Genomic DNA, 19457 nt, shown 5'->3' with positions numbered 1-19457 from the left:
GGCCGGTACCGGCGCACGTGCCGGACGCCGCCGCACGGTACCGGCCCACGTGCCGGACGCCGCCGCACGGTACCGGCCCACGTGCCGGACGCCGCCGCACGGTACCGGCGCACGTGCCGGACGCCGCTGAACGGCACCGCCGCACCACCCCGCTGCGCGGGCCGGCTCGGCCCACGCGCCGGACCGGCCGGGCTGACCCGGCGGGCGGTCGGATCCCTGCTCCGTTCCTGCTGCCGCCGCTCCGCCCCTCGGCGCTCTCCACCGCCACGACCAGCGGCTCCGCAGCAACCCGGATCGGCGTTCCGTGGCGGACCCGGGTTCCGTTCACGACCGTTCCGCAGGCCGCCGCGAGGTGTTCATCCGGGGTTCGCGCCGGGGACGCCGTGGCGTGGCAGCCTCCCCTCTGCCGAGCCGTTCGCACGGCCCGCCGGGCGAGACCGGTGCGGGCGCCGCGATGTCGGCCGCGCCAGGGCGAGACCGGTGCCGGCCGTGGGAGAAGTTGAGGGGTACGGACATGGAGAGTGTCACCGCGGGATTCGCCGGTGCGACCTTCGTGCTGTTCGGTGCCGCGCTCCTCGTCTGGACAGGGGCGCGAACGGTCCGTCGCGCGCCGGTGGCACTCGGTGTGAGCCCCGTCGCTTCCACCGCTCTGGCCACGCTCTTCGGCGTACTCTTCCTCGTCCTCGGCGTGTGGTGCCTCACCCGCATCTGATCCACTTCGCCGGCAGCTGCGGGGCCCTCCGCGCGACCGCCCCGCAGCTCCGCCGAGAGCACCTCCGAACCCGCCGACGGCACGACCGCACGGGGCGGACCGGGCAGTCCGGGCGGCAGGAATGGCGGAAGTCGGGTTACCGTTCGAGTGGCCGTTGCGGGCTTTTGCCGTTTGACACGGGGGCGGGTTGTACCGTCACACTCCGCAGCGACAGCACCGCGGGCAGCCAGAGCGCCGCCCGGATGCACACGAGTGCCGACCGGAGAGAAGAGCGAAGTTGTCCCCGACCAGCGAGACCGCAGGCCGCCGACTCGTCATTGTCGAGTCGCCTGCCAAGGCGAAGACGATCAAGGGCTACCTCGGCCCCGGATACGTCGTCGAGGCGAGCGTCGGGCACATCCGCGACCTGCCGAACGGCGCCGCCGAGGTGCCGGACGAGTACACCGGTGAGGTGCGCCGCCTCGGTGTGGACGTCGAGAACGACTTCCAGCCGATCTACGTCGTCAACGCTGACAAGAAGGCCCAGGTCAGGAAGCTGAAGCAGCTCCTCGCCGAATCCGACGAACTCTTCCTCGCCACCGATGAGGACCGCGAGGGCGAAGCCATCGCGTGGCACCTGCAGGAAGTTCTCAGGCCCAAGGTCCCCGTCCACCGGATGGTCTTCCACGAGATCACCAAGGACGCGATCCGTTCCGCCGTGGCCAATCCGCGTGAGCTCAACCAGCGCATGGTCGACGCCCAGGAGACCCGCCGCATCCTCGACCGCCTCTACGGCTACGAGGTCTCGCCGGTCCTGTGGAAGAAGGTCATGCCGCGGCTCTCCGCGGGCCGTGTCCAGTCCGTGGCGACCCGTCTGGTCGTCGAGCGGGAGCGGGAGCGCATCGCCTTCCGCTCCGCCGAGTACTGGGACCTGACCGGGACCTTCGCCACCGGCCGTACCGGCGACGCCTCCGACCCCTCGACGCTCACCGCCCGCCTCAGCGCGGTCGACGGGCGCCGTATCGCCCAGGGCCGTGACTTCGGCGCCGACGGGCAGCTGAAGCAGGGCTCGGCCCAGACGCTGCACCTGGACGAGGCCAACGCCCGCGCACTGGCCGCGGCGCTCGCCGATTCCGCCTTCACGGTCCGTTCCGTGGAGTCGAAGCCCTACCGCCGCTCGCCGTACGCGCCCTTCCGCACGACGACCCTCCAGCAGGAGGCGAGCCGCAAGCTGGGCTTCGGGGCCAAGGCCACGATGCAGGTGGCGCAGAAGCTGTACGAGAACGGCTTCATCACCTACATGCGTACGGACTCCACGACCCTCTCGGACACCGCGGTCGCCGCGGCCCGGGCCCAGGTCACCCAGCTGTACGGTGCGAACTACCTGCCCGACAAGCCGCGCACGTACGCCGGCAAGGTCAAGAACGCCCAGGAGGCGCACGAGGCGATCCGCCCCTCCGGCGACCGCTTCCGCACCCCGGCCGAGACGGGCCTCACCGGTGACCAGTTCCGTCTGTACGAGCTCATCTGGAAGCGGACCGTCGCCTCCCAGATGAAGGACGCCACGGGTAACTCCGTCACGGTGAAGATCGGCGGCCGGGCGAGCGACGGCAGGGACGCCGAGTTCTCCGCCTCCGGCAAGACGATCACCTTCCACGGGTTCATGAAGGCGTACGTCGAGGGCGCCGACGACCCGAACGCCGAGCTGGACGACCGCGAGCGCAGGCTGCCGCAGGTCGCCGAGGGCGACGCGCTGACCGCCGACGAGGTCACTGTCGACGGACACGCGACCAAGCCTCCGGCCCGGTACACCGAGGCCTCGCTGGTCAAGGAGCTCGAAGAGCGTGAGATCGGCCGTCCGTCGACGTACGCGTCGATCATCGGGACGATCCTGGACCGCGGGTACGTGTTCAAGAAGGGCACGGCCCTCGTGCCGTCGTTCCTCTCGTTCGCCGTGGTCAACCTGCTGGAGAAGCACTTCGGCCGGCTCGTCGACTACGACTTCACCGCTCGTATGGAGGACGACCTCGACCGCATCGCGCGGGGCGAGGCCCAGTCCGTGCCGTGGCTGCGCCGCTTCTACTTCGGCGCCGGCGACGACACCCTGGGCGCGGGCGCGGCCTCCGACGCGGGCAACGGTGACGGCGACCACCTCGGCGGTCTGAAGGAACTCGTGACCGACCTGGGCGCCATCGACGCCCGGGAGATCTCCTCGTTCCCCGTCGGCAACGACATCAAGCTCCGCGTCGGCCGCTACGGCCCGTACATCGAGCGTGGCGAGAAGGACTCCGAGGGTCACCAGCGCGCGGACGTCCCGGACGACCTGGCGCCCGACGAGCTTTCGGTCGAGCTCGCGGAGGAGCTGCTGGCGAAGCCGAGCGGCGACTTCGAGCTCGGCGCCGACCCGGTGAGCGGCAACCAGATCATCGCGAAGGACGGACGGTACGGTCCGTACGTCACCGAGGTCCTGCCCGAGGGCACGCCGAAGACGGGCAAGAACGCGGTGAAGCCGCGGACCGCCTCGCTCTTCAAGTCGATGTCCCTCGACACAGTGACCCTGGCGGACGCGCTCAAGCTGATGTCGCTGCCGCGGGTCGTCGGTGAGGACGCCGAGGGCGTCGAGATCACCGCGCAGAACGGCCGGTACGGCCCGTACCTCAAGAAGGGCACCGACTCCCGGTCGCTGACCTCGGAGGATCAGCTCTTCGACATCACGCTCGAAGAGGCCCTCGCGATCTACGCGCAGCCGAAGCAGCGCGGCCGGGCCGCAGCCAAGCCGCCGCTCAAGGAGCTGGGCACGGATCCGGTGAGCGGTGCCCCGGTGGTGGTGAAAGACGGCCGCTTCGGCGCGTATGTCACCGACGGCGAGACCAACGCGACCCTGCGGACCGGCGACAGCGTCGAGGAGATCACGCCGGAGCGCGGCTACGAGTTGCTGGCGGAGAAGCGGGCCAAGGGCCCGGCCAAGAAGAAGACGGCGAAGAAGGCCCCGGCCAAGAAGACGGCCGCGAAGAAGACCACGACGGCCAAGAAGACGACCGCGAAGAAGACCACGGCGGCGAAGAAGACGACGGCCAAGACGACGGCGGCGAAGAAGACGACCGCGAAGAAGGCCACTGCGACGGCGAAGCGGGCTGCCGCGGAACCGTCCGAGGAGAGCTGACCGGGCGCGGAACGCCGCCGGGCCGAGACAGGAAGCGCGGCGGAGCCCGCAGATCCGGCACGGGCGGCCCGGGCCGTGGGAGCGGGCTCCGGATGCCGGCCGTACCCGAACGCCGGACGGGCCGGGGGACCCCCCGGCCCGTCCGGCGGTCCTGTGACCTGCGGACCGTGTTTCCGTGGGCATATGTTCGGACGCGGCCCCCGGTCACCTCACCGCTCCCGATAGGCTGGGCGGATGACGCGAGCCGAGCAGCCACCGGTCGTGAGCCCCACCTCCGACACACTTGCCGCAGACTCACGCGAGCGCGCCGTACGAGCCCTTCTGCGTGTTCCCCCGCTCCGGCGGTTGTGGAGCGCCCAGCTCGTCGGCAGTATCGGCGATTCACTCGCCCTTCTCGTGCTTGTGCTGCTGTCGCTGCAGGCGGCGGTCCTCGAGGGCTCATTCGGGCACGGATACCGCGGAGCGGCTTTCGCCGTCGCCGCGGTGTTCGGCGCCCGCATCCTTTCCACCGTGCTCTTCGGAGCCGTACTCCTGGGGCCCCTGACGGCCCTCGTCGCGCCGGGCGGTCCCGTCGACCGGCGGTGGCTGATGATCGGGGCGGACGGGCTTCGGCTCGCGCTGCTGGTCGTCGCGCCGCTGTGGATCGACTGGGTGCCCGACAAGGCGCTCATGATGATCCTCGTCACCGTATTCGTCGCCGGTGTCGCCGAGCGGCTCTGGTCGGTGGCCAAGGAGAGCGCGGCACCCGCGCTCCTTCCCCCACCGCCCCCCGAGGGCGCCGCGGTGCGCCCGCTGCCGGACCACCTCGACGCCCTGCGCAGGCTCTCCCTGCGCACGAACTTCCTGGCGGTCCCCACGGCCGCCGCCGTGCTCGTGGTCGCCGCTCTCATCGGTGAACTGCTCGGCACCGGCTTCGAATGGTTCTCCTTCCACCAGGCGGCCCTCGGGTCGTACGTCGCGGCGGGGCTCTTCTCCGCCTCCGTCTCGACCCTGTACTTCCTCGAACTCCCGAACACCCGCACACCCCGTCCGCGCTCGCCGCTGGAGGGTCTGCGCAGGCCGGCTGCCGGTGCCGGATCCGACAAGGGCCGCACAGGGAGCATCCCGCTGGTCGTCGCCGTGTGCGCGCTGGTGGCCGGTGCGATCTCCGCCGCCGGTGCCGTCTCGGTGCTGCACGCGGCAGACCTCGGTGGCGGCCCCGCCACCTTCGCCCTGCTGATCCTGGTCCTGACCGGAGGGACCGCGCTCGGCATCCGTACGGCACCCAAGGTGCTCCCCGCTCTGTCCCGACGCCGCCTGCTGGCCCTGGCCACCGCCGTCACCGGGGTGGCGCTCCTCGCGCTGGGCCTGGTGCCCGACACCGCGACCGGGCTGCTGATCGCCCTGCTCGCCGGATACGCGGCGGGGGTCGCCGCGCACATCGGGCACGCGATCATCGACCAGGAGGCCGAGGCTCCCCGCCAGGCCAGGGTCACCGAGCACCTCCAGGCCGTCGTCCGGCTGCTGATCGCGCTCGGCGCGGTGGGCGGACCGCTGCTGGCCGGAGCCATCGGGCGCCACCGGCTCGGTTCGGGGGACTTCGTCTTCGCGCACGGCGGCGCGGCCTTCGCGCTGATGCTGATCGGTGCCCTGCTGCTGCCCGTCGCGGTCATCGTCCTCGCGAAGACCGACGACCGGTCCGGTGTACCGCTCCGCCGCGACCTCCGTGAGGCGCTGCGCGGCGGTGATCCCGCGGTCGCACCCGCGGGGAACGGTTTCTTCCTCGCGCTCGAGGGCGGCGACGGAGCCGGCAAGTCCACCCAGGTGGAGGCGCTCGCGGAGTGGATCCGGGCCAAGGGCCACGAGGTCGTCGTGACCCGGGAACCGGGCGCCACCCCGATCGGCAAGCGGCTGCGTTCGATCCTGCTGGACGTCTCGTCGGCCGGCCTGTCGAACCGGGCCGAGGCACTGCTGTACGCCGCCGACCGGGCCGAGCACGTGGACTCCGTGGTCCGTCCCGCGCTGGAGCGCGGCGCGGTCGTGATCTCGGACCGGTACATCGACTCCTCCGTCGCCTACCAGGGCGCGGGCCGCGACCTGGCCCCCACGGAGATCGCACGGATCTCGCGCTGGGCCACGAGCGGTCTGGTGCCGCATCTGACGGTGCTCCTGGACGTCGATCCGGAGACCGCGCGGGAACGGTTCACCGAGGCCCCCGACAGGCTCGAGTCCGAGCCGGCCGACTTCCACCGGCGGGTGCGGTCGGGCTTCCTGACCCTCGCCGCCGCCGACCCGGCCCGCTACCTCGTGGTGGACGCCGGACAGGAACCCGAAGCGATCACCACGGTCGTGCGCCACCGGCTCGACCACCTCCTGCCGCTCTCCGAGGCCGAGATCAAGGCCAAGGAGGAGGCGCGCAAGGCCGCCGAGGAGGAGGCCAGGCGCAAGGCCGAGGAGGAGGCCGCCCGCAAGGCCGAGGAGGAACGCCTGGAGCGTGAGCGGCAGGCACAGCTGGCCAAGCTCCGTGCCGAGGAGGAGGAGCGCAAGCGCCGCGAGGAGGAAGAGGCGCGGCAGCGCGAGGCCGAACGGCAGGCGGAGGAGGCCCGGCAGCGCGCCGAGGACGCCCGCCGCCGGGCGGAGGAGGAGCGGGCCCGGATCGAGGCCGAGGACCGGGCACGCGAGGCCGAGCAGGAGCGGCTGCGGCGCCAGGCGCAGGAAGAGGCGAGGCTCCGCAAGGAGGCCGAGGAACTGCGCCTGGAGAAGCAGCGCAGGGCCGAGGAGGCGCTGATCCGCTCGGAGGAGACGCGCCGCCGGGCCGAGGCCGAGGCGGCCGCCAGGGCCGAGGAGGAGGCCGCCGCGCAGCGGTCGCACGACTCGGGGCGTCCGGATGCCGGGGAGCCCGGCAGGGCTGCCGGTTCCTCCGGTTCTTCGTCCGGTTCCTCCGCGTCCGACAACGAGTTGACCGTCCCGACGCCGGTGGTGAACCCGAACGAGATCACTCAGCCGGTGCCGGTCGCCAGGCCCGACCGGCCGGCGCGTGACGCGGACGAGACGGCGGTGCTCCGTCCGGTGCGCGACGCGGACGAGACGGCGGTGCTGCCCCCGGTACGGGACGAGGCCCCCGCGGACCGTGTGCCGCCCGGTGTGTTCCGTGACGAGCGCTCCGCATCCCCGGCCGAGGGCGAGAACGAGCGCACGCGTGAACTGCCGCAGATCAGCGATGATCCCCGGGCCGGACACGCGGACCAGGAGACGCGGGGCCGTCAGCAGCGGCCGCGCTCCGACTGGGCGGAGGAGACGCCGCTCGACGATCTGCCGTCCCTCGCCGACGAGCTCCTCGGCGGGCACGACGACGACCAGGACGACACGGGCCGGGGCGGGCGGCGGCCGCGCCGCTGACGTGGCCGCCCTGCCCACCGGGCGTACCGGGCCCGCCCCGGAGGGCGGCCCGGTGCGGATCGGGGCGGCAGGGCGGACTACGCCGGGATTGTCAGACGCTTCCCGCACAATGGGGAGGCGTCGGCGGTCCCGGCGTCTCCGTGTCGGGCGCCGTGACGCACCACCTGTCCCAGACACGACACACCACGCCATCGGAAGGGCGGTGACCATGACCGTATGGGACGACCTGGTCGGACAGGACCGGGTGCAGGAGCAGCTCGGTGCCGCCGCCAGGGACGCCGATGCGCTCGTCACCGCGGATTCCGAGGGGAAGCCGGTCCCTCCGGGATCGAAGATGACCCACGCCTGGCTGTTCACCGGACCGCCCGGTTCCGGTCGATCCACCGCCGCCCGCGCCTTCGCCGCCGCGCTCCAGTGCACCAGCCCCGACCGCGCTCTCGGCGGCGCGCCGGGCTGCGGGTTCTGCGACGGTTGCCACACGGCGCTGATCGGTACGCACGCCGACGTCGAGGTGATCCGCACGGACCTCCTCTCCATCGGTGTGAAGGAGACCCGTGAGCTGGTCCGCCGTGCTCAGCTGTCCCCCGCGGTGGGGCGCTGGCAGGTCATCGTCATGGAGGACGCCGACCGGCTGACCGAGGGCGCCGGGAACGTCCTGCTGAAGGCGGTGGAGGAGCCCGCGCCGCGGACGGTCTGGCTGCTCTGCGCCCCGTCCCTGGAGGACGTGCTGCCCACGATCCGGTCCCGGTGCCGCCACCTCACACTGCGTACACCGCCCGTCGACGCCGTGGCCGATGTCCTGATCCGGCGGGACGGCATCGATCCCGAGCGGGCCGCGTCCGCCGCCCGCGCCACCCAGGGGCACATCGGCCGGGCGCGCCGCCTGGCCACGGACGAGCGGGCACGCGCCCGCCGGGCAGCGGTGCTGAAGGTCCCGCTGCGGGTCCATGACGTGGGGGGCTGCCTCAAGGCCGCCCAGGAGCTGATCGACACCGCCACGGACGACGCGAAGCAGCTGGCCGAGGAGGTCGACGTCAAGGAGACGGACGACCTGAAGGCGGCGCTGGGCGCTGCCGCCGGCGGCCGGATGCCGCGGGGGACGGCGGGCGCGATGAAGGAGCTGGAGGACCGGCAGAAGCGCCGCAGGACGCGTACGCAGCGCGACAGCCTCGATCTCGCGCTGAGTGATCTCACCGGCTTCTACCGCGATGTGCTCGCCCTGCAGCTCGGTTCGGGGATCGCGTTGGCCAACACCGACGTGCGGGACGCCCTCGACCGGGTCGCCGAGGACTCCACCGCCGAGCGCACCCTGCGCCGCATCGAGGCGGTGATCGCCTGCCGCCGCGCCCTCGACCGGAACGTCGCGCCACTGCTCGCGGTGGAGGCGATGACTGTGGCGCTCCGGGCGGGCTGACCGCCGGGAGCACCGGGTGTGGCGCCCGACCGCCACGGTCCGGCGGTAGTCCGTACGGGTGGACGACGCACGCGAATTCACCCGTTTGAGCAGGGAATCGGTTCAGTCGTCGGGCGGCGGCTACGCTCCGGGAATGGACTCCAGGCGCCTGCTCCGCACCTTCGCCACCGCACTCGGTACTGCCGGCCTCCTCGTCTCCGGCTGCAGCAGCGGAGGTTCGGCGCCCAGCGCGTCGGCGACGGGATCTGCGGCGACGGAGGAACTTCAGCCCTACTACGGCCAGAAGCTGAGCTGGCGGGACTGCGGCGTCGAGGGCTTCCAGTGCGCCACGATGAAGGCCCCGCTGGACTACGAGAAGCCCGGCGGCGGCGACATCGACCTCGCGGTCTCCAGGAAGAAGGCCACCGGGCCGGGCAAGCGCATCGGTTCCCTGCTGGTGAACCCCGGCGGTCCGGGTGGCTCGGCCATCGGCTACCTCCAGGGCTACGCGGCCATCGGGTACCCGGCGCCGGTCCGGGCGAGGTACGACATGGTGGCCATCGATCCGCGGGGCGTGGCGCGCAGCGAACCGGTCGAGTGCCTCACCGGCAAGCAGATGGACGCCTACACACAGGTGGACCAGACGCCCGACGACGATGCCGAGATCACGAAGCTGACCAACGCCTTCGAGACCTTCGCGAACGGCTGCGAGAAGCGTTCGGGTGAGATCCTCCCGCACGTCTCCACGGTCGAGACGGCGCGCGACATGGACATCCTGCGTTCGCTGCTCGGTGACGAGAAGCTGCACTATGTCGGAGCCTCGTACGGCACCTTCCTCGGAGCGACGTACGCCGACCTGTTCCCCTCGCGGGTGGGACGCCTGGTTCTCGACGGGGCGATGGACCCGTCGCTTCCCGCGATCGACATCAACCGGGACCAGACCGCGGGTTTCGAGGCGGCCTTCCAGTCCTTCGCCGCGGACTGCGTGAAGCAGTCGGACTGCCCGTTGGGCACGACCTCCACCGAGGACGCCGCCGCAGCACTGAAGAAGCTGTTCCGCGATCTGGACGCCCAGCCCGCTCCGACCGGTGAGAGCCGGAAGCTGACCGAGTCCCTGGGAACCACAGGCGTCATCGCCGCGATGTACGACGAGGCCGCCTGGCCGCAGCTCCGTGAGGCGATCGCCGGCGCGCAGCGCGGAGACGGCTCGGGGCTCCTCGCCCTGGCCGACGGCTACTACGAGCGCGAGCCCAGCGGTAAGTACGCCAATCTGATGTTCGCGAACGCTGCCGTGAACTGCCTGGACCTAGCACCTGCCTTCACAGGGCCCGAAGCGGTGCGGAAGGCGCTCCCGGATTTCGAGAAGGCGTCCCCCGTCTTCGGCGAAGGCTTCGCCTGGGCGGCTCTCAACTGCACCTCCTGGCCCGTCGAGCCCACGGGCACTCCGCACCGCACGGATGCCAAGGGCGCCGCCCCGATCGTCGTGGTCGGCACGACCCGCGACCCCGCCACCCCCTACAGGTGGGCCGAATCCCTCGCGGAGCAGCTCTCCTCCGGTTCCCTGCTGACCTACGAGGGCGACGGGCACACGGCGTACGGCCGGGGCAGCGACTGCATCGACACGGCGGTCAACACCTACCTTCTGGACGGCACCCCGCCGAAGAACGGCAAGAAGTGCGGCTGACCAGCATGGACGGTGGAGCCGGAGGGTGGTGCGGAGCACTCCCGGAAACTGTGTAGACTTGGCGTCGCTGCTGATCGCACCATGGTGTGACAGAGCGTGCCGCCTTAGCTCAGATGGCCAGAGCAACGCACTCGTAATGCGTAGGTCTCGGGTTCGAATCCCGAAGGCGGCTCCATCGAAACCCCAGGCCGGAGGACTCCTGCCTGGGGTTTCCTGGGTTCTCGGCCCTGTGCCGGCGGGACCACGGGGTTCCGGGGCCTCAGAGGGCGGCGATGACCTCGGCGGACGTCATCGGCAGGGAGAACATCGGGTAGTCGTAGGCGAGTGCGTTGTCGTGCTCCTCCTGGGAGGTGGCGGCCACGCAGTCCTGGAGGGTGATGACCCGGAAGCCGTTCTCGTACCCGGTGCGCATCGTGGACTCGACGCAGCAGTTGGTGAGGAAGCCGCCGAGGATGATCGTCTCGATGCCCTTGTTCCGGAGGATGAAGTCGAGGTTCGTGCTGGCGAAGGTGTCGAGGCCCCGCTTGCCCTCGATCACGATGTCGCCGTCGACCGGAGCGAGGTCGTCCACGATCGCCGCGCCCCAGGTGCCCTTGATGAAGGCCGATCCGTCCACGACGCCCTTGAGGATGCCGTAGGGGCTGCGCGCCAGTTCGCCGTAGCCGGGGGCGAAGGTGATGGGGGCGTGCATGACGGTGACACCGGCGGCGCGCGCCGCCTCGGCCAGGGCCACCGTGTTCGCGAGCATGCCGGTCTTCTCCATCACTCCGGACACGGCTCTGTTGAGCACCCCGCCCGTGCTGGTGAAGTCGTTCTGGTACTCGATCAGGATGAGCGCGGTCTTCGCCGGATCGATGCGGAATGTCTCGGACATGTCGGCTCCTTGGCGTGCGGGGACTCATCAGCGACATCGCACAGCTTGCCCGACAAGAGGGGTAAGTGTCCGCGTAACGCGTCAGCTCCGGCGGCGGATCGCCGAAGCGCGTGGTGGGCGGCCCCGGCTCGCTGCTCCCTATGCTGCGGCTGTGCGCGGGAGCGCATGGCGGGTCGGGCCGGGTGATGGGGACGCTTGTGGGTGACGCGGGGTACGGGGATCCGGTGGCCGGTGCCGAGCCGGGCGGCCTGCCCAGTGCGCTGGTGCGTCCTGACCGGCTCGCCGCCCGGCTCGGTGGTACGTCCCCTGGGGCGCTCAGCAGGGACCAGGCCAACAGCCCGAGCCCGGTGAGCAGCACCGCGATACCTGCGAGCAGACGGCTCGGCGGGAGGTCCCGGGGGTCCACGGCGGGTCACCGCTCCCGGGCCCCGGGGCCCTCACCGAGCCGTACGACGAGTGCCGCCGCCCGTCCGACCGCGTCGGCCTCCCGCGGGGTCAGTCCGGGGTCCGCGGCGCGCAGGACGGTTGCGCGGTCGAGCGCCTCGGCGGGTATGCCGCCGTCGTCGTCGAACCGGGACAGCAGCGCCGTCAGCAGTGCGCGCACCCGTTCGCCGTCGGATGCGCGTGTGAGGGACACCTGGGCCAGGATCAGCGCCGTCATGGCCCGGTCGAGGGCGGGAGGTCCCTCGGACGCCGTCAGCCAGTCGATGACCACGGCGCCCTCGGGGGTGAGGACCACGTTCTCCGGGTGCAGGTCCATGTGCAGGATCCGGTGCCCGGGGTCCTGGGACAGCCGGGCGGGTATGGAGTGCAGTTCACGCAGGAGGCGTGCCATCAGTTCCGCGCCCTCGTCCGGGGTGAGGGTGCCCGCCAGGAGTGCCCCGGCCAGCGTGGGTCCGGTCAGCCGTTGCAGTACGAGGTCCATGGGCCGCGCGTCGTCGGCCGGTGGGCCGATGCGGGGCACCGGGAAGCCGGTGGCGGAGAGGTACGCCATCACGGCGAGTTCGCCGGTGGTGTCGATGCCGTTGCGGTATCGGCGCAGGACCCAGGTGCCGTCGAGTTCGTACACGTCGGCGGTGCGTCCCGAGCCCAGGAGCGGGCCTGTATGCATGGGGGGAACCTAACCCGCGCGGTCCTGCCCCGGGGAGTCGCCGGCGGGGCGGAGTCAGGCGCCCGCGAACGGCGGCCTCGGCCGGCCCGGAGGTCAGGGAACTGAGACCGGACGTCAGGGCACTGGGAGCAGCCCCTGCCGTCCGGGGGCGAAGGCGGCGCTGGGGCACCCCATAACGCCGTGACAGGGGGTGGAAGGGATCTCCTGCGCCGAGGCGCGCCCGGCTACTTTTTCGGCATTCCCCACTCGCGGTCTCCGCTCCCCCGGAGCCCGACGCCCCCGAACCCAAGGAGAGTGACGTGGAGACAACCGTGCTCCGCAGACGCGCCTTCGCCACCGGAGCCGCCGCCGTGGCCGTCGGCGCGCTCGCCCTCGCCGGCCTGACCGGTGTCGCCTCGGCCGACCCTGTCCAGGGCGCCGCGCCCACCGCAGACCGCCTCTCACCCGGACTGCTCGACGCCATGTGGCGGGACCTCGGGCTGGACGCCACGCAGGCGAAGGCCCGGATAGCCGACGAGCACCGCGCGGCGGCCGTGGCGGCGGCGCTGGAGAGGTCCCTCGGCACGGACTTCGCCGGAGCCCGGCTGAGCGGTGGCACCGCCGTCCTCACCGTCTCGACCACCGATCGCTCCGACGTCGGGCGGATCACCGCCGCAGGTGCCCGTGCCGAAGTGGTCGCCCACAGCCTGGGCCGCCTGGAGGCCGCTCAGGCGGCCCTGGACGCGGTGGCGCGTGAGAAGGCCCCGAAGGACGTACCTTCCTGGTACGTCGACATCAGCGGGAACCGCTTGGTGGTGAACGCCGCGGTCCCGCGTGCGGCGGACCGTCTCCTTGCCGCGGCGGGTGTCCCCCGCGACCTGGTGCGGATCGAGCGGTCGGACGAACAGCCCCGTGCCCTCGCGGATCTGCGGGGCGGTGACGCGTACTACATGAACGGTTCGGGCCGCTGTTCCATCGGCTTCCCCGTCAAGCGGGGCACCCAGAACGGCTTCGTCACCGCCGGACACTGCGGGACGGCCGGTGTCACCACCAGCGGGGTCAACCAGCAGGCGCAGGGAACCTTCCAGGGCTCCACCTTCCCCGGCCGCGACTACGCGTGGGTCGCCACCAACAGCAACTGGACGCCTCGCCCCCTGGTCAACGGGTACGGCAACGGCGACGTGACCGTCACCGGGTCCACCCAGGCCGTGGCCGGCTCCTCCGTCTGCCGCTCCGGTTCCACGACGGGTTGGCACTGCGGCACCATTCAGCAGCACAACAGCAGCGTCACCTACCCGGAGGGCACCATCACCGGGGTGACCCGGACCAGTGTCTGCGCCGAACCCGGTGACTCCGGCGGCTCGTTCATCTCCGGAAGCCAGGCCCAGGGCGTCACCTCCGGCGGCTCGGGCAACTGCTCCCAGGGCGGTACGACGTACTACCAGCCGGTCAACCCGGCGCTGTCCGCCTACGGGCTGACCCTCGTCACCAGCGGTACGCCGACCGACCCGCCCACCGACCCGCCGACCGACCCGCCGACCGAGCCGGGCGGCACCTGGGCCGCCGGCACCACCTACGCCGCCGGCGCGGTGGTCACCTACGGTGGCGCGAGCTACCGCTGCCTGCAGGGGCATCAGGCCCAGGCGGGCTGGCAGCCGCCGAACGTCCCCGCGCTCTGGCAGCGGATCTGACACACCCGGACGAGGGCTCGTCGCCGTACCCCGGAGGGCAGCGTCCAGGGACGGAGACGGGCCCGCAGGCGCGGTCATCCGGTGTCGGACGGGCCCGTGGGCGAGGGCACTTGGTGTCGGGCGGGCCCGCAGGCGCGGTCATCCGGTGTCGAACGGCCCCGCAGGCGCGGTCACTTGGTGTCGGACGGGTCGGCGGCGCGCCGTCACTTGGCGTCGGAGTACCGCTCGACGACCGCCGTGGTGAACGGGAACCGCACGGGCGTCTCCCCGAAGGCGATCCGCCCCGCCAGCTCACCGGCCTCCCGGATCGCCTCCACCACCCTGGGGGCCTCATCGGCCGGGCAGTGCACGATCACCTCGTCGTGCTGGAAGAAGACCAGCTCCCCGCGCATCCCTTCCACGGCCAGCGTCCGCCGCAGCGCCGCCAGGAGCAGCAGGGCCCATTCCGCCGCGCTGCCCTGGACCACGAAGTTGCGGGTGAAGCGTCCGCGCGCCCTGGTGTCCGACGAGGCGTATCCCGGCGTGAAGCCGTAGCCGCCGGTCTCTCGCGCGGAAGGTGCCTCCTCGCTCTCCTGGGGGATGCCGGCCTCCCCGGCCTCCTCGGCACCGACGGCGGGCGGGCTCGTGCGTCCCAGCCAGGTGCGGACGAGCCGTCCCTCCTCCCCGGCCTTCGCCGCATCGTCCACATACGCCACCGCCAGGGGGAACCGCCGCCGCAGCGCCGCGAGGTTCTTCAGCCCGTCGCCCGAGGTCTGGCCGTAGACGGCCCCCAGCAGGGCCAGCTTGGCGTGGTCGCGGTCGCCGTGGAACGCCCGGTCGGACAGGGCCTTGTAGAGGTCGCCGTCCTGTCCGGCGACCTCCATCAGCCCCGGGTCGCGGGAGATCGCGGCGAGGACCCGCGGCTCCATCTGGTCGGCGTCCGCCACGACCAGGCGCCAGCCGTCGTCGGCTACGACCGCCTGACGTATCACCTTCGGAATCTGCAGGGCTCCGCCGCCGTTGGTCGTCCAGCGCCCGGTGACCGTGCCTCCGGGCTGGTACTCCGGCCGGAAGCGGCCCTCACGGACCCAGCCCTGGAGCCAGCCCCAGCCGTGCGCCGTCCAGACGCGGTACAGCTTCTTGTAGCGGATCAGCGGTTCGACCGCCGGGTGGTCGACGTCCTCCAGTTCCCAGCGCCGGGTCGATCTCACCTTGATCCCCGCCTGGGCGAAGGCCTTCACCACGTCGGCGGGCAGATCGGGGCGCACCCGTCTGCCGAAGGCCGCCGACACCTCCTCCGCCGCCTCGGCCAGCAGGCGTGGCTCGCCGCCGCCCGCGTACCGCTCGCCGAGCAGGCCGGTCAGCACCTCCCGGTGCACGTCGGCCCGCCAGGGGAGGCCCGACCGGTTCATCTCGGCGGCGACCAGCATGCCGGCGGACTCCGAGGCCGTGAGCAGCCGCATCCTCGCGGGGTGCGTGGCCGCCTCGTGGCGGCGCGACTGCTCGGCGTAGACCTCCAGGAGCGCCTCGAAGGGCAGGTCGGTCCCGGAGCCCGGATCGAAGAGGTAGGACTGCGAGCCCGGCTCGGCCGAGCGGGGCGGCGGATCGGGCGGCACCGGTGCGTTGCGCAGCCGCGCCCACGCGGCCGCGGCCGAGCGGGGTTCCCCGAGCCGGCCCTCGTGGCCGAGGAGCAGGAGCTCGGCGCACTCGATGTCGTAACAGCGCTCGACCCTGACGCCGGCCGCGAGCAGCCGGGGGTAGACCCCGGCGGTCGAGCGCCAGACCCAGCGGCCCACGTCGGGGCGGGAGCGGACGGACTCGACGAGGTCGGGTTCGGCCAGGACCGGACCGGCGGGCAGGCCCTCAGGTGTCAGCGGCGCCAGGAGCGCACCCCCGCCCTCCGCGACGGCCAGAGCCCAGCGTTCGGTCATGGGGCCGAGTCTCGCACCGGCCACTGACAGCGCCCCGGCTCACCGGGCGCCCCGCCGTGCGGGCGTACCCGGCCGCGCCGGCCGGCGCGGCCGCGCAGGGCCTTAACCTGGCCGGATGGAATCGGTGACCGACCGGGCGTGTGCCGCGGCCCTGTACTCGGACGGCGACGCGGGCCTGGACACGGGCGCCTCCCTCCTCGCCGCGGACCCGTCGTCCGACGCGGAGCTGCACCGCCGGGGCGAGGAGTTCCTCCGGCGTGCCTGGGCGCGCGGCTGGCAGCCCGCCGACGTCGTACGGACCGTCCGTCGCGAGCTGGACGAGGGCGGGGCGGCGCTCGTCTCCGCACTGGTCACGGCGGAGACCGCCGGATACGGGCAGCTCCCGCCGCGCTGGCCGGAGCAGCTGGCCGCCATGCCGGCCCCCGCGCTCCGCAACCGCCCGGACCGTTTCACCTACTGCTCCGCGCTGCTGGAGCTGTACCGCCTCCTGCTGCGCCTCCCCGTCATCGAGCCCGTCGGGCCGGCGCCGGGGGCGGCGGCGGGGGATCCGTACAGGCCGCCCGTCCACGGCGAGTCCCGGATGCTGACCAGGATCCGGGCGCTGCTCGCCAAGGCGGAGGCGACCGGATTCCCCGAGGAGGCGGAGGCGCTCACCACCAAGGCACAGGAGCTGATGGCCCGCCACAGCATCGACGAGGCGGTCCTCGCCGCCCGCTCGCACGACGCCGCGACGCCGGGCGCCGTACGCATCGGGGTGGACCCGCCGTACGAGAGCGCGAAGGCGGTCCTGCTCGATGCCGTGGCCTCGGCGAACCGCTGCCGTGCGGTCTGGAACAGCGATCTCGGCTTCACCACGGTCGTGGGGTTCGAGCCCGACCTGGAGGCGGTGGAGCTGCTCTTCACCTCCCTGCTGGTCCAGGGGACGTCCGCGATGACGAAGGCGGAGGCAGGCCAGAGAGCGGGCGGACGCAAGCGGACCAAGACCTTCCGGCAGTCCTTCCTGCTGGCGTACGCCCAGCGTCTGGGCAGCCGTCTCGCGTCGGACACCGCACGGGTCACCGCCGCGGCGGGATCCGAGGCCGGTTCGGGCGGCGATGCGCCCGACGGCGGGCTGCTGCCGGTCCTGGCCGCCCGGGACGTCGCCGTCACCGACACCGCGGAGCGGATGTTCCCCCGGACCACCACCACGCGTCTGCGCGGGGCCACGGACGCCGAGGGGTGGAGCCACGGCACGGCCGCGGCGGACCGCGCACGGATGGGCGGATCAGGGCCGGAGATCCGGCGCTAGGGTTTTTCGTTCGGATCAGGCCGGATCAGGGTGCGGGGCCCGGAGCCGTGCATCGCGAGGCGGAGCAGGGAGGCGACGCTCGCGTCGGGGACCGGCGACAACACCGCGAGGTGCGGCACCGGGGCACGCGAGCCCGGCATGATCCGAACGAGAGGCCCTGGGTCCCACCGAGGGGCATAAGCCCGAGTTGTCCGGAAATCCGGATAGGCTCGGCCCATGAGCTGGCTCCGGGCGCTGAAGGAGACAGCCCGCTCAGGGTTGACCATCGAGCGGCGCCGTCTCGAACCGCTCGTCGCGTTGCGTGGAGCCGCGGGCCTCGCCCTCGTGATCGGGATCAGTTTCCTGCTGTTCGGGCCGGTGACCGCCGTGGGTTCCGCGTTCGGCGCGTTCCAGGCCGCGATCGCCACCTTCCAGCGCAGCTGGCGTCCCCGGCCCGTCCTCGCCCTGGTCTCCGGGGCCAGCCTCGCCGTCTCCACGTTCGTCGGGTATCTCACCGTGACCCACACGGTGCTCTTCCTCGCCCTGCTGGTGCTCTGGACGTTCGCCGCAGGGATGGCCTGGGCGGCGGGCCCGACGGGGGGCATCATCGCGGGCTCCAACGTCGCGATCATGCTGGTCACGGTCACCCTGCCCACGTCCGTGGCCGACGCGGCCCTGCACGCGCTGACGATCGCGTTCGGCGGGCTCGTCCAGGCGGCGCTGATCGTGCTGTTCCCGGTACGCCGGTGGGGCGCCCAGCGGGACGCGCTGGCCGACGCGCTGGCCGCCGAGGCCGACTACGCGCGCAGGCTGCGCGACGACCCCGTAGCGCCCTTCGACCCCGTCCCGCTGATGACCGCGCGCAGTGCCGCCGCCGTCACGCCCCGGCAGGCACGCAACCGTCCCGCCGACCTGCACGGAGCGCGAGGGGTGGCCGAACGGCTGCGGCCGGTTCTCGCCTCGCTGGCGGATCCCGCCCTGGGGGTGCCGGCGGAGGGGCCCGAACGCTACTGGGTCTGGGAGATCCTCGGCTCCGCCGGGTCGCTGCTGGACTCCGCGTCCCGGGCGGTACGCCACGGCGACCCGGTGCAGCTGGAGGAGACCGCCCTGTCCGTACTGAAGTCACCGGACACCGACGTCATCCTCACCGGCCCGCCCCGCCGCGCCGCCGACCGGCTCGTCTCCCTGCTGGCCGACGTCGTCGAGATCGCAGAGGGCACCGGGACCGACGACCGGACGCCCGGCGAACCGCTCGTGCCGCACCGCCGCCGGCCCACCCTGCTGAAGCTGGTCCCGGTCGTCTACCGCTCCGTCCGACGGGAGATGCGACGCGGGTCGATGATCCTCCGGCACGCCGAACGGGTGACCGCGGTGGCCGCGGCGGGCTATGTCATCGGCACCGCGCTGCCCCTCGGCCACGGCTACTGGGCGCCCATGACCGCGGTGATGGTGATGCGCCCTGAGTTCACCCAGACGTACTCGCGCTCGGTGGCCCGTTTCCTGGGCACCGTGGTCGGCGTGGCCGTCGCGGGCGCGGTCGTCCAGGCGGCCCCGGCGGTGGGGGTCTCGGCCCTGCTCGCCGTGGTCAGCGCGGGGCTGATGTACCTGCTGATGCGCACCGGATACGCGGTCGGGCAGGTGTGCGCGTCGGCCTACGTCGTGTTCCTGCTGGGCATGGCCGGCGACGACTGGTCGCAGAACGTCGTGGAACGGGTCGTCCTGACCCTCCTCGGCGGGCTGCTCGCCATGCTCGCCTACGCCGTGTACCCCGCCTGGGAGACCCCGAGGCTCCGTGACCGGCTGGCCGGCTGGGTGACCACGGACGGACGGTACGCCGCCACGGTCCTGGACAGGTACGCGGACCCCTCGTCCCGGAGCCTGGACGAGGTGCGGGCCGCCCTGCTCACCACAAGGGAGGCCCGCATGGTGTGGCAGGAGGCGCTGGAGCGGGCCCAGCTCGAACCGGTCCGCCATCGCGGGATCTCCCGGACGTCCGCCGCCGACGCGCAGGACGCGCTCGCCCAGTTCGGCCGGGTCGCGATGCTGATGGAAGCCCATCTGCCCGCCGCGTCCGCCACACCGGTGCCCGAGGCGGCGGAACTGTCCGATGCGCTGCGCCTGGCCACCGAGGAGGGGGCCAAGGCGGTGCGGGAGCGCCGGGTGCCGGACTGGGAGCCGGTGCGGGCGGCGCTGGCCCGGCAGGCCGGGGCTCAGGGGCCTCCGCCCGACTCCTTCGTGCGCAACGGCGCCATCCTGCTCCTGCGGGCCCTGGAGGACTTCTCCCGCGCCCTGGAGATCAGCAGCGGACGGGCCTGA

Annotated in this window: 11 protein-coding genes and 1 tRNA gene; 9 read left to right on the top strand and 3 right to left on the bottom strand. The window is 72.7% G+C overall.

Translation table 11 applies throughout. From position 1 onward, the window contains the following. Positions 1 to 514: 514 nt before the first annotated feature. The 6 genes from ACFXOA_RS23805 (at position 515) to ACFXOA_RS23780 (ending at position 10484) form a co-directional block, all read left to right on the top strand. Positions 515 to 712 (top strand): hypothetical protein, encoded by a 198-nt coding sequence (locus ACFXOA_RS23805; RefSeq protein ID WP_385032058.1) that lies wholly within the window; start codon positions 515 to 517, stop codon positions 710 to 712. Positions 713 to 989: 277 nt separating this feature from the next. After that, positions 990 to 3854: a type I DNA topoisomerase gene (topA, locus tag ACFXOA_RS23800; RefSeq protein ID WP_385032055.1), complete on the top strand. Its 2865-nt coding sequence runs from the start codon at positions 990 to 992 to the stop codon at positions 3852 to 3854. Between the two features lie 234 nt (positions 3855 to 4088). Beyond that, entirely contained in the window at positions 4089 to 7232 is a 3144-nt protein-coding gene (tmk, locus tag ACFXOA_RS23795) for a dTMP kinase (RefSeq protein ID WP_385032052.1), read from the top strand. Between the two features lie 208 nt (positions 7233 to 7440). After that, positions 7441 to 8646: a DNA polymerase III subunit delta' gene (locus tag ACFXOA_RS23790; protein WP_385032049.1), complete on the top strand. Its 1206-nt coding sequence runs from the start codon at positions 7441 to 7443 to the stop codon at positions 8644 to 8646. Positions 8647 to 8779: 133 nt separating this feature from the next. Beyond that, the gene (locus ACFXOA_RS23785) at positions 8780 to 10309 is read left to right on the top strand and encodes an alpha/beta hydrolase (RefSeq protein WP_385032046.1); all 1530 of its coding nucleotides are present in this window, start codon (positions 8780 to 8782) and stop codon (positions 10307 to 10309) included. 98 nt (positions 10310 to 10407) lie between these two features. Beyond that, positions 10408 to 10484: transfer RNA gene (locus tag ACFXOA_RS23780), tRNA-Thr, on the top strand. An 84-nt stretch (positions 10485 to 10568) separates the two neighbouring features. Here the strand turns inward: ACFXOA_RS23780 and ACFXOA_RS23775 are convergent. Next, positions 10569 to 11183, bottom strand: coding sequence for a cysteine hydrolase (locus ACFXOA_RS23775; protein ID WP_385032043.1), 615 nt, complete (start codon positions 11181 to 11183; stop codon positions 10569 to 10571). A gap of 412 nt (positions 11184 to 11595) precedes the next feature. Next, positions 11596 to 12294, bottom strand: a complete 699-nt coding sequence (locus tag ACFXOA_RS23770; RefSeq protein WP_385032040.1) for a phosphotransferase — start codon at positions 12292 to 12294, stop codon at positions 11596 to 11598. A 299-nt stretch (positions 12295 to 12593) separates the two neighbouring features. Here ACFXOA_RS23770 and ACFXOA_RS23765 point away from each other — a divergent pair, with 299 nt between their 5' ends. After that, positions 12594 to 13964, top strand: a complete 1371-nt coding sequence (locus tag ACFXOA_RS23765) for a carbohydrate-binding protein (RefSeq protein ID WP_385032037.1) — start codon at positions 12594 to 12596, stop codon at positions 13962 to 13964. A gap of 203 nt (positions 13965 to 14167) precedes the next feature. Here the strand turns inward: ACFXOA_RS23765 and ACFXOA_RS23760 are convergent, their stop codons facing one another. Beyond that, entirely contained in the window at positions 14168 to 15874 is a 1707-nt protein-coding gene (locus ACFXOA_RS23760; RefSeq protein ID WP_385032034.1) for a bifunctional 3'-5' exonuclease/DNA polymerase, read from the bottom strand. Between the two features lie 115 nt (positions 15875 to 15989). Between ACFXOA_RS23760 and ACFXOA_RS23755 the strand changes: the two genes are divergently transcribed. Further along, the gene (locus ACFXOA_RS23755; RefSeq protein ID WP_385032031.1) at positions 15990 to 17162 is read left to right on the top strand and encodes a DUF2786 domain-containing protein; all 1173 of its coding nucleotides are present in this window, start codon (positions 15990 to 15992) and stop codon (positions 17160 to 17162) included. A 216-nt stretch (positions 17163 to 17378) separates the two neighbouring features. Continuing rightward, positions 17379 to 19457, top strand: coding sequence for an FUSC family protein (locus ACFXOA_RS23750; RefSeq protein ID WP_385032028.1), 2079 nt, complete (start codon positions 17379 to 17381; stop codon positions 19455 to 19457).

This window comes from Streptomyces sp. NPDC059166 (assembly GCF_042755185.1).
In the GTDB taxonomy this organism is placed as follows: Bacteria; Actinomycetota; Actinomycetes; order Streptomycetales; family Streptomycetaceae; genus Streptomyces.
Note: the sequence above shows the minus strand (reverse complement) of the source record. Positions and strands in the feature narration are given on the sequence as shown.

Coding starts and splice junctions, on each gene's coding strand:
- tmk (WP_385032052.1), top strand. CDS start 4,089: ATGACGCGAGCCGAGCAGCCACCGGTCGTGAGCCCCACCTCCGACACA.
- ACFXOA_RS23755 (WP_385032031.1), top strand. CDS start 15,990: ATGGAATCGGTGACCGACCGGGCGTGTGCCGCGGCCCTGTACTCGGAC.
- ACFXOA_RS23750 (WP_385032028.1), top strand. CDS start 17,379: ATGAGCTGGCTCCGGGCGCTGAAGGAGACAGCCCGCTCAGGGTTGACC.
- ACFXOA_RS23770 (WP_385032040.1), bottom strand. CDS start 12,294: ATGCATACAGGCCCGCTCCTGGGCTCGGGACGCACCGCCGACGTGTAC.
- ACFXOA_RS23760 (WP_385032034.1), bottom strand. CDS start 15,874: ATGACCGAACGCTGGGCTCTGGCCGTCGCGGAGGGCGGGGGTGCGCTC.
- ACFXOA_RS23775 (WP_385032043.1), bottom strand. CDS start 11,183: ATGTCCGAGACATTCCGCATCGATCCGGCGAAGACCGCGCTCATCCTG.
- ACFXOA_RS23790 (WP_385032049.1), top strand. CDS start 7,441: ATGACCGTATGGGACGACCTGGTCGGACAGGACCGGGTGCAGGAGCAG.
- ACFXOA_RS23785 (WP_385032046.1), top strand. CDS start 8,780: ATGGACTCCAGGCGCCTGCTCCGCACCTTCGCCACCGCACTCGGTACT.
- ACFXOA_RS23805 (WP_385032058.1), top strand. CDS start 515: ATGGAGAGTGTCACCGCGGGATTCGCCGGTGCGACCTTCGTGCTGTTC.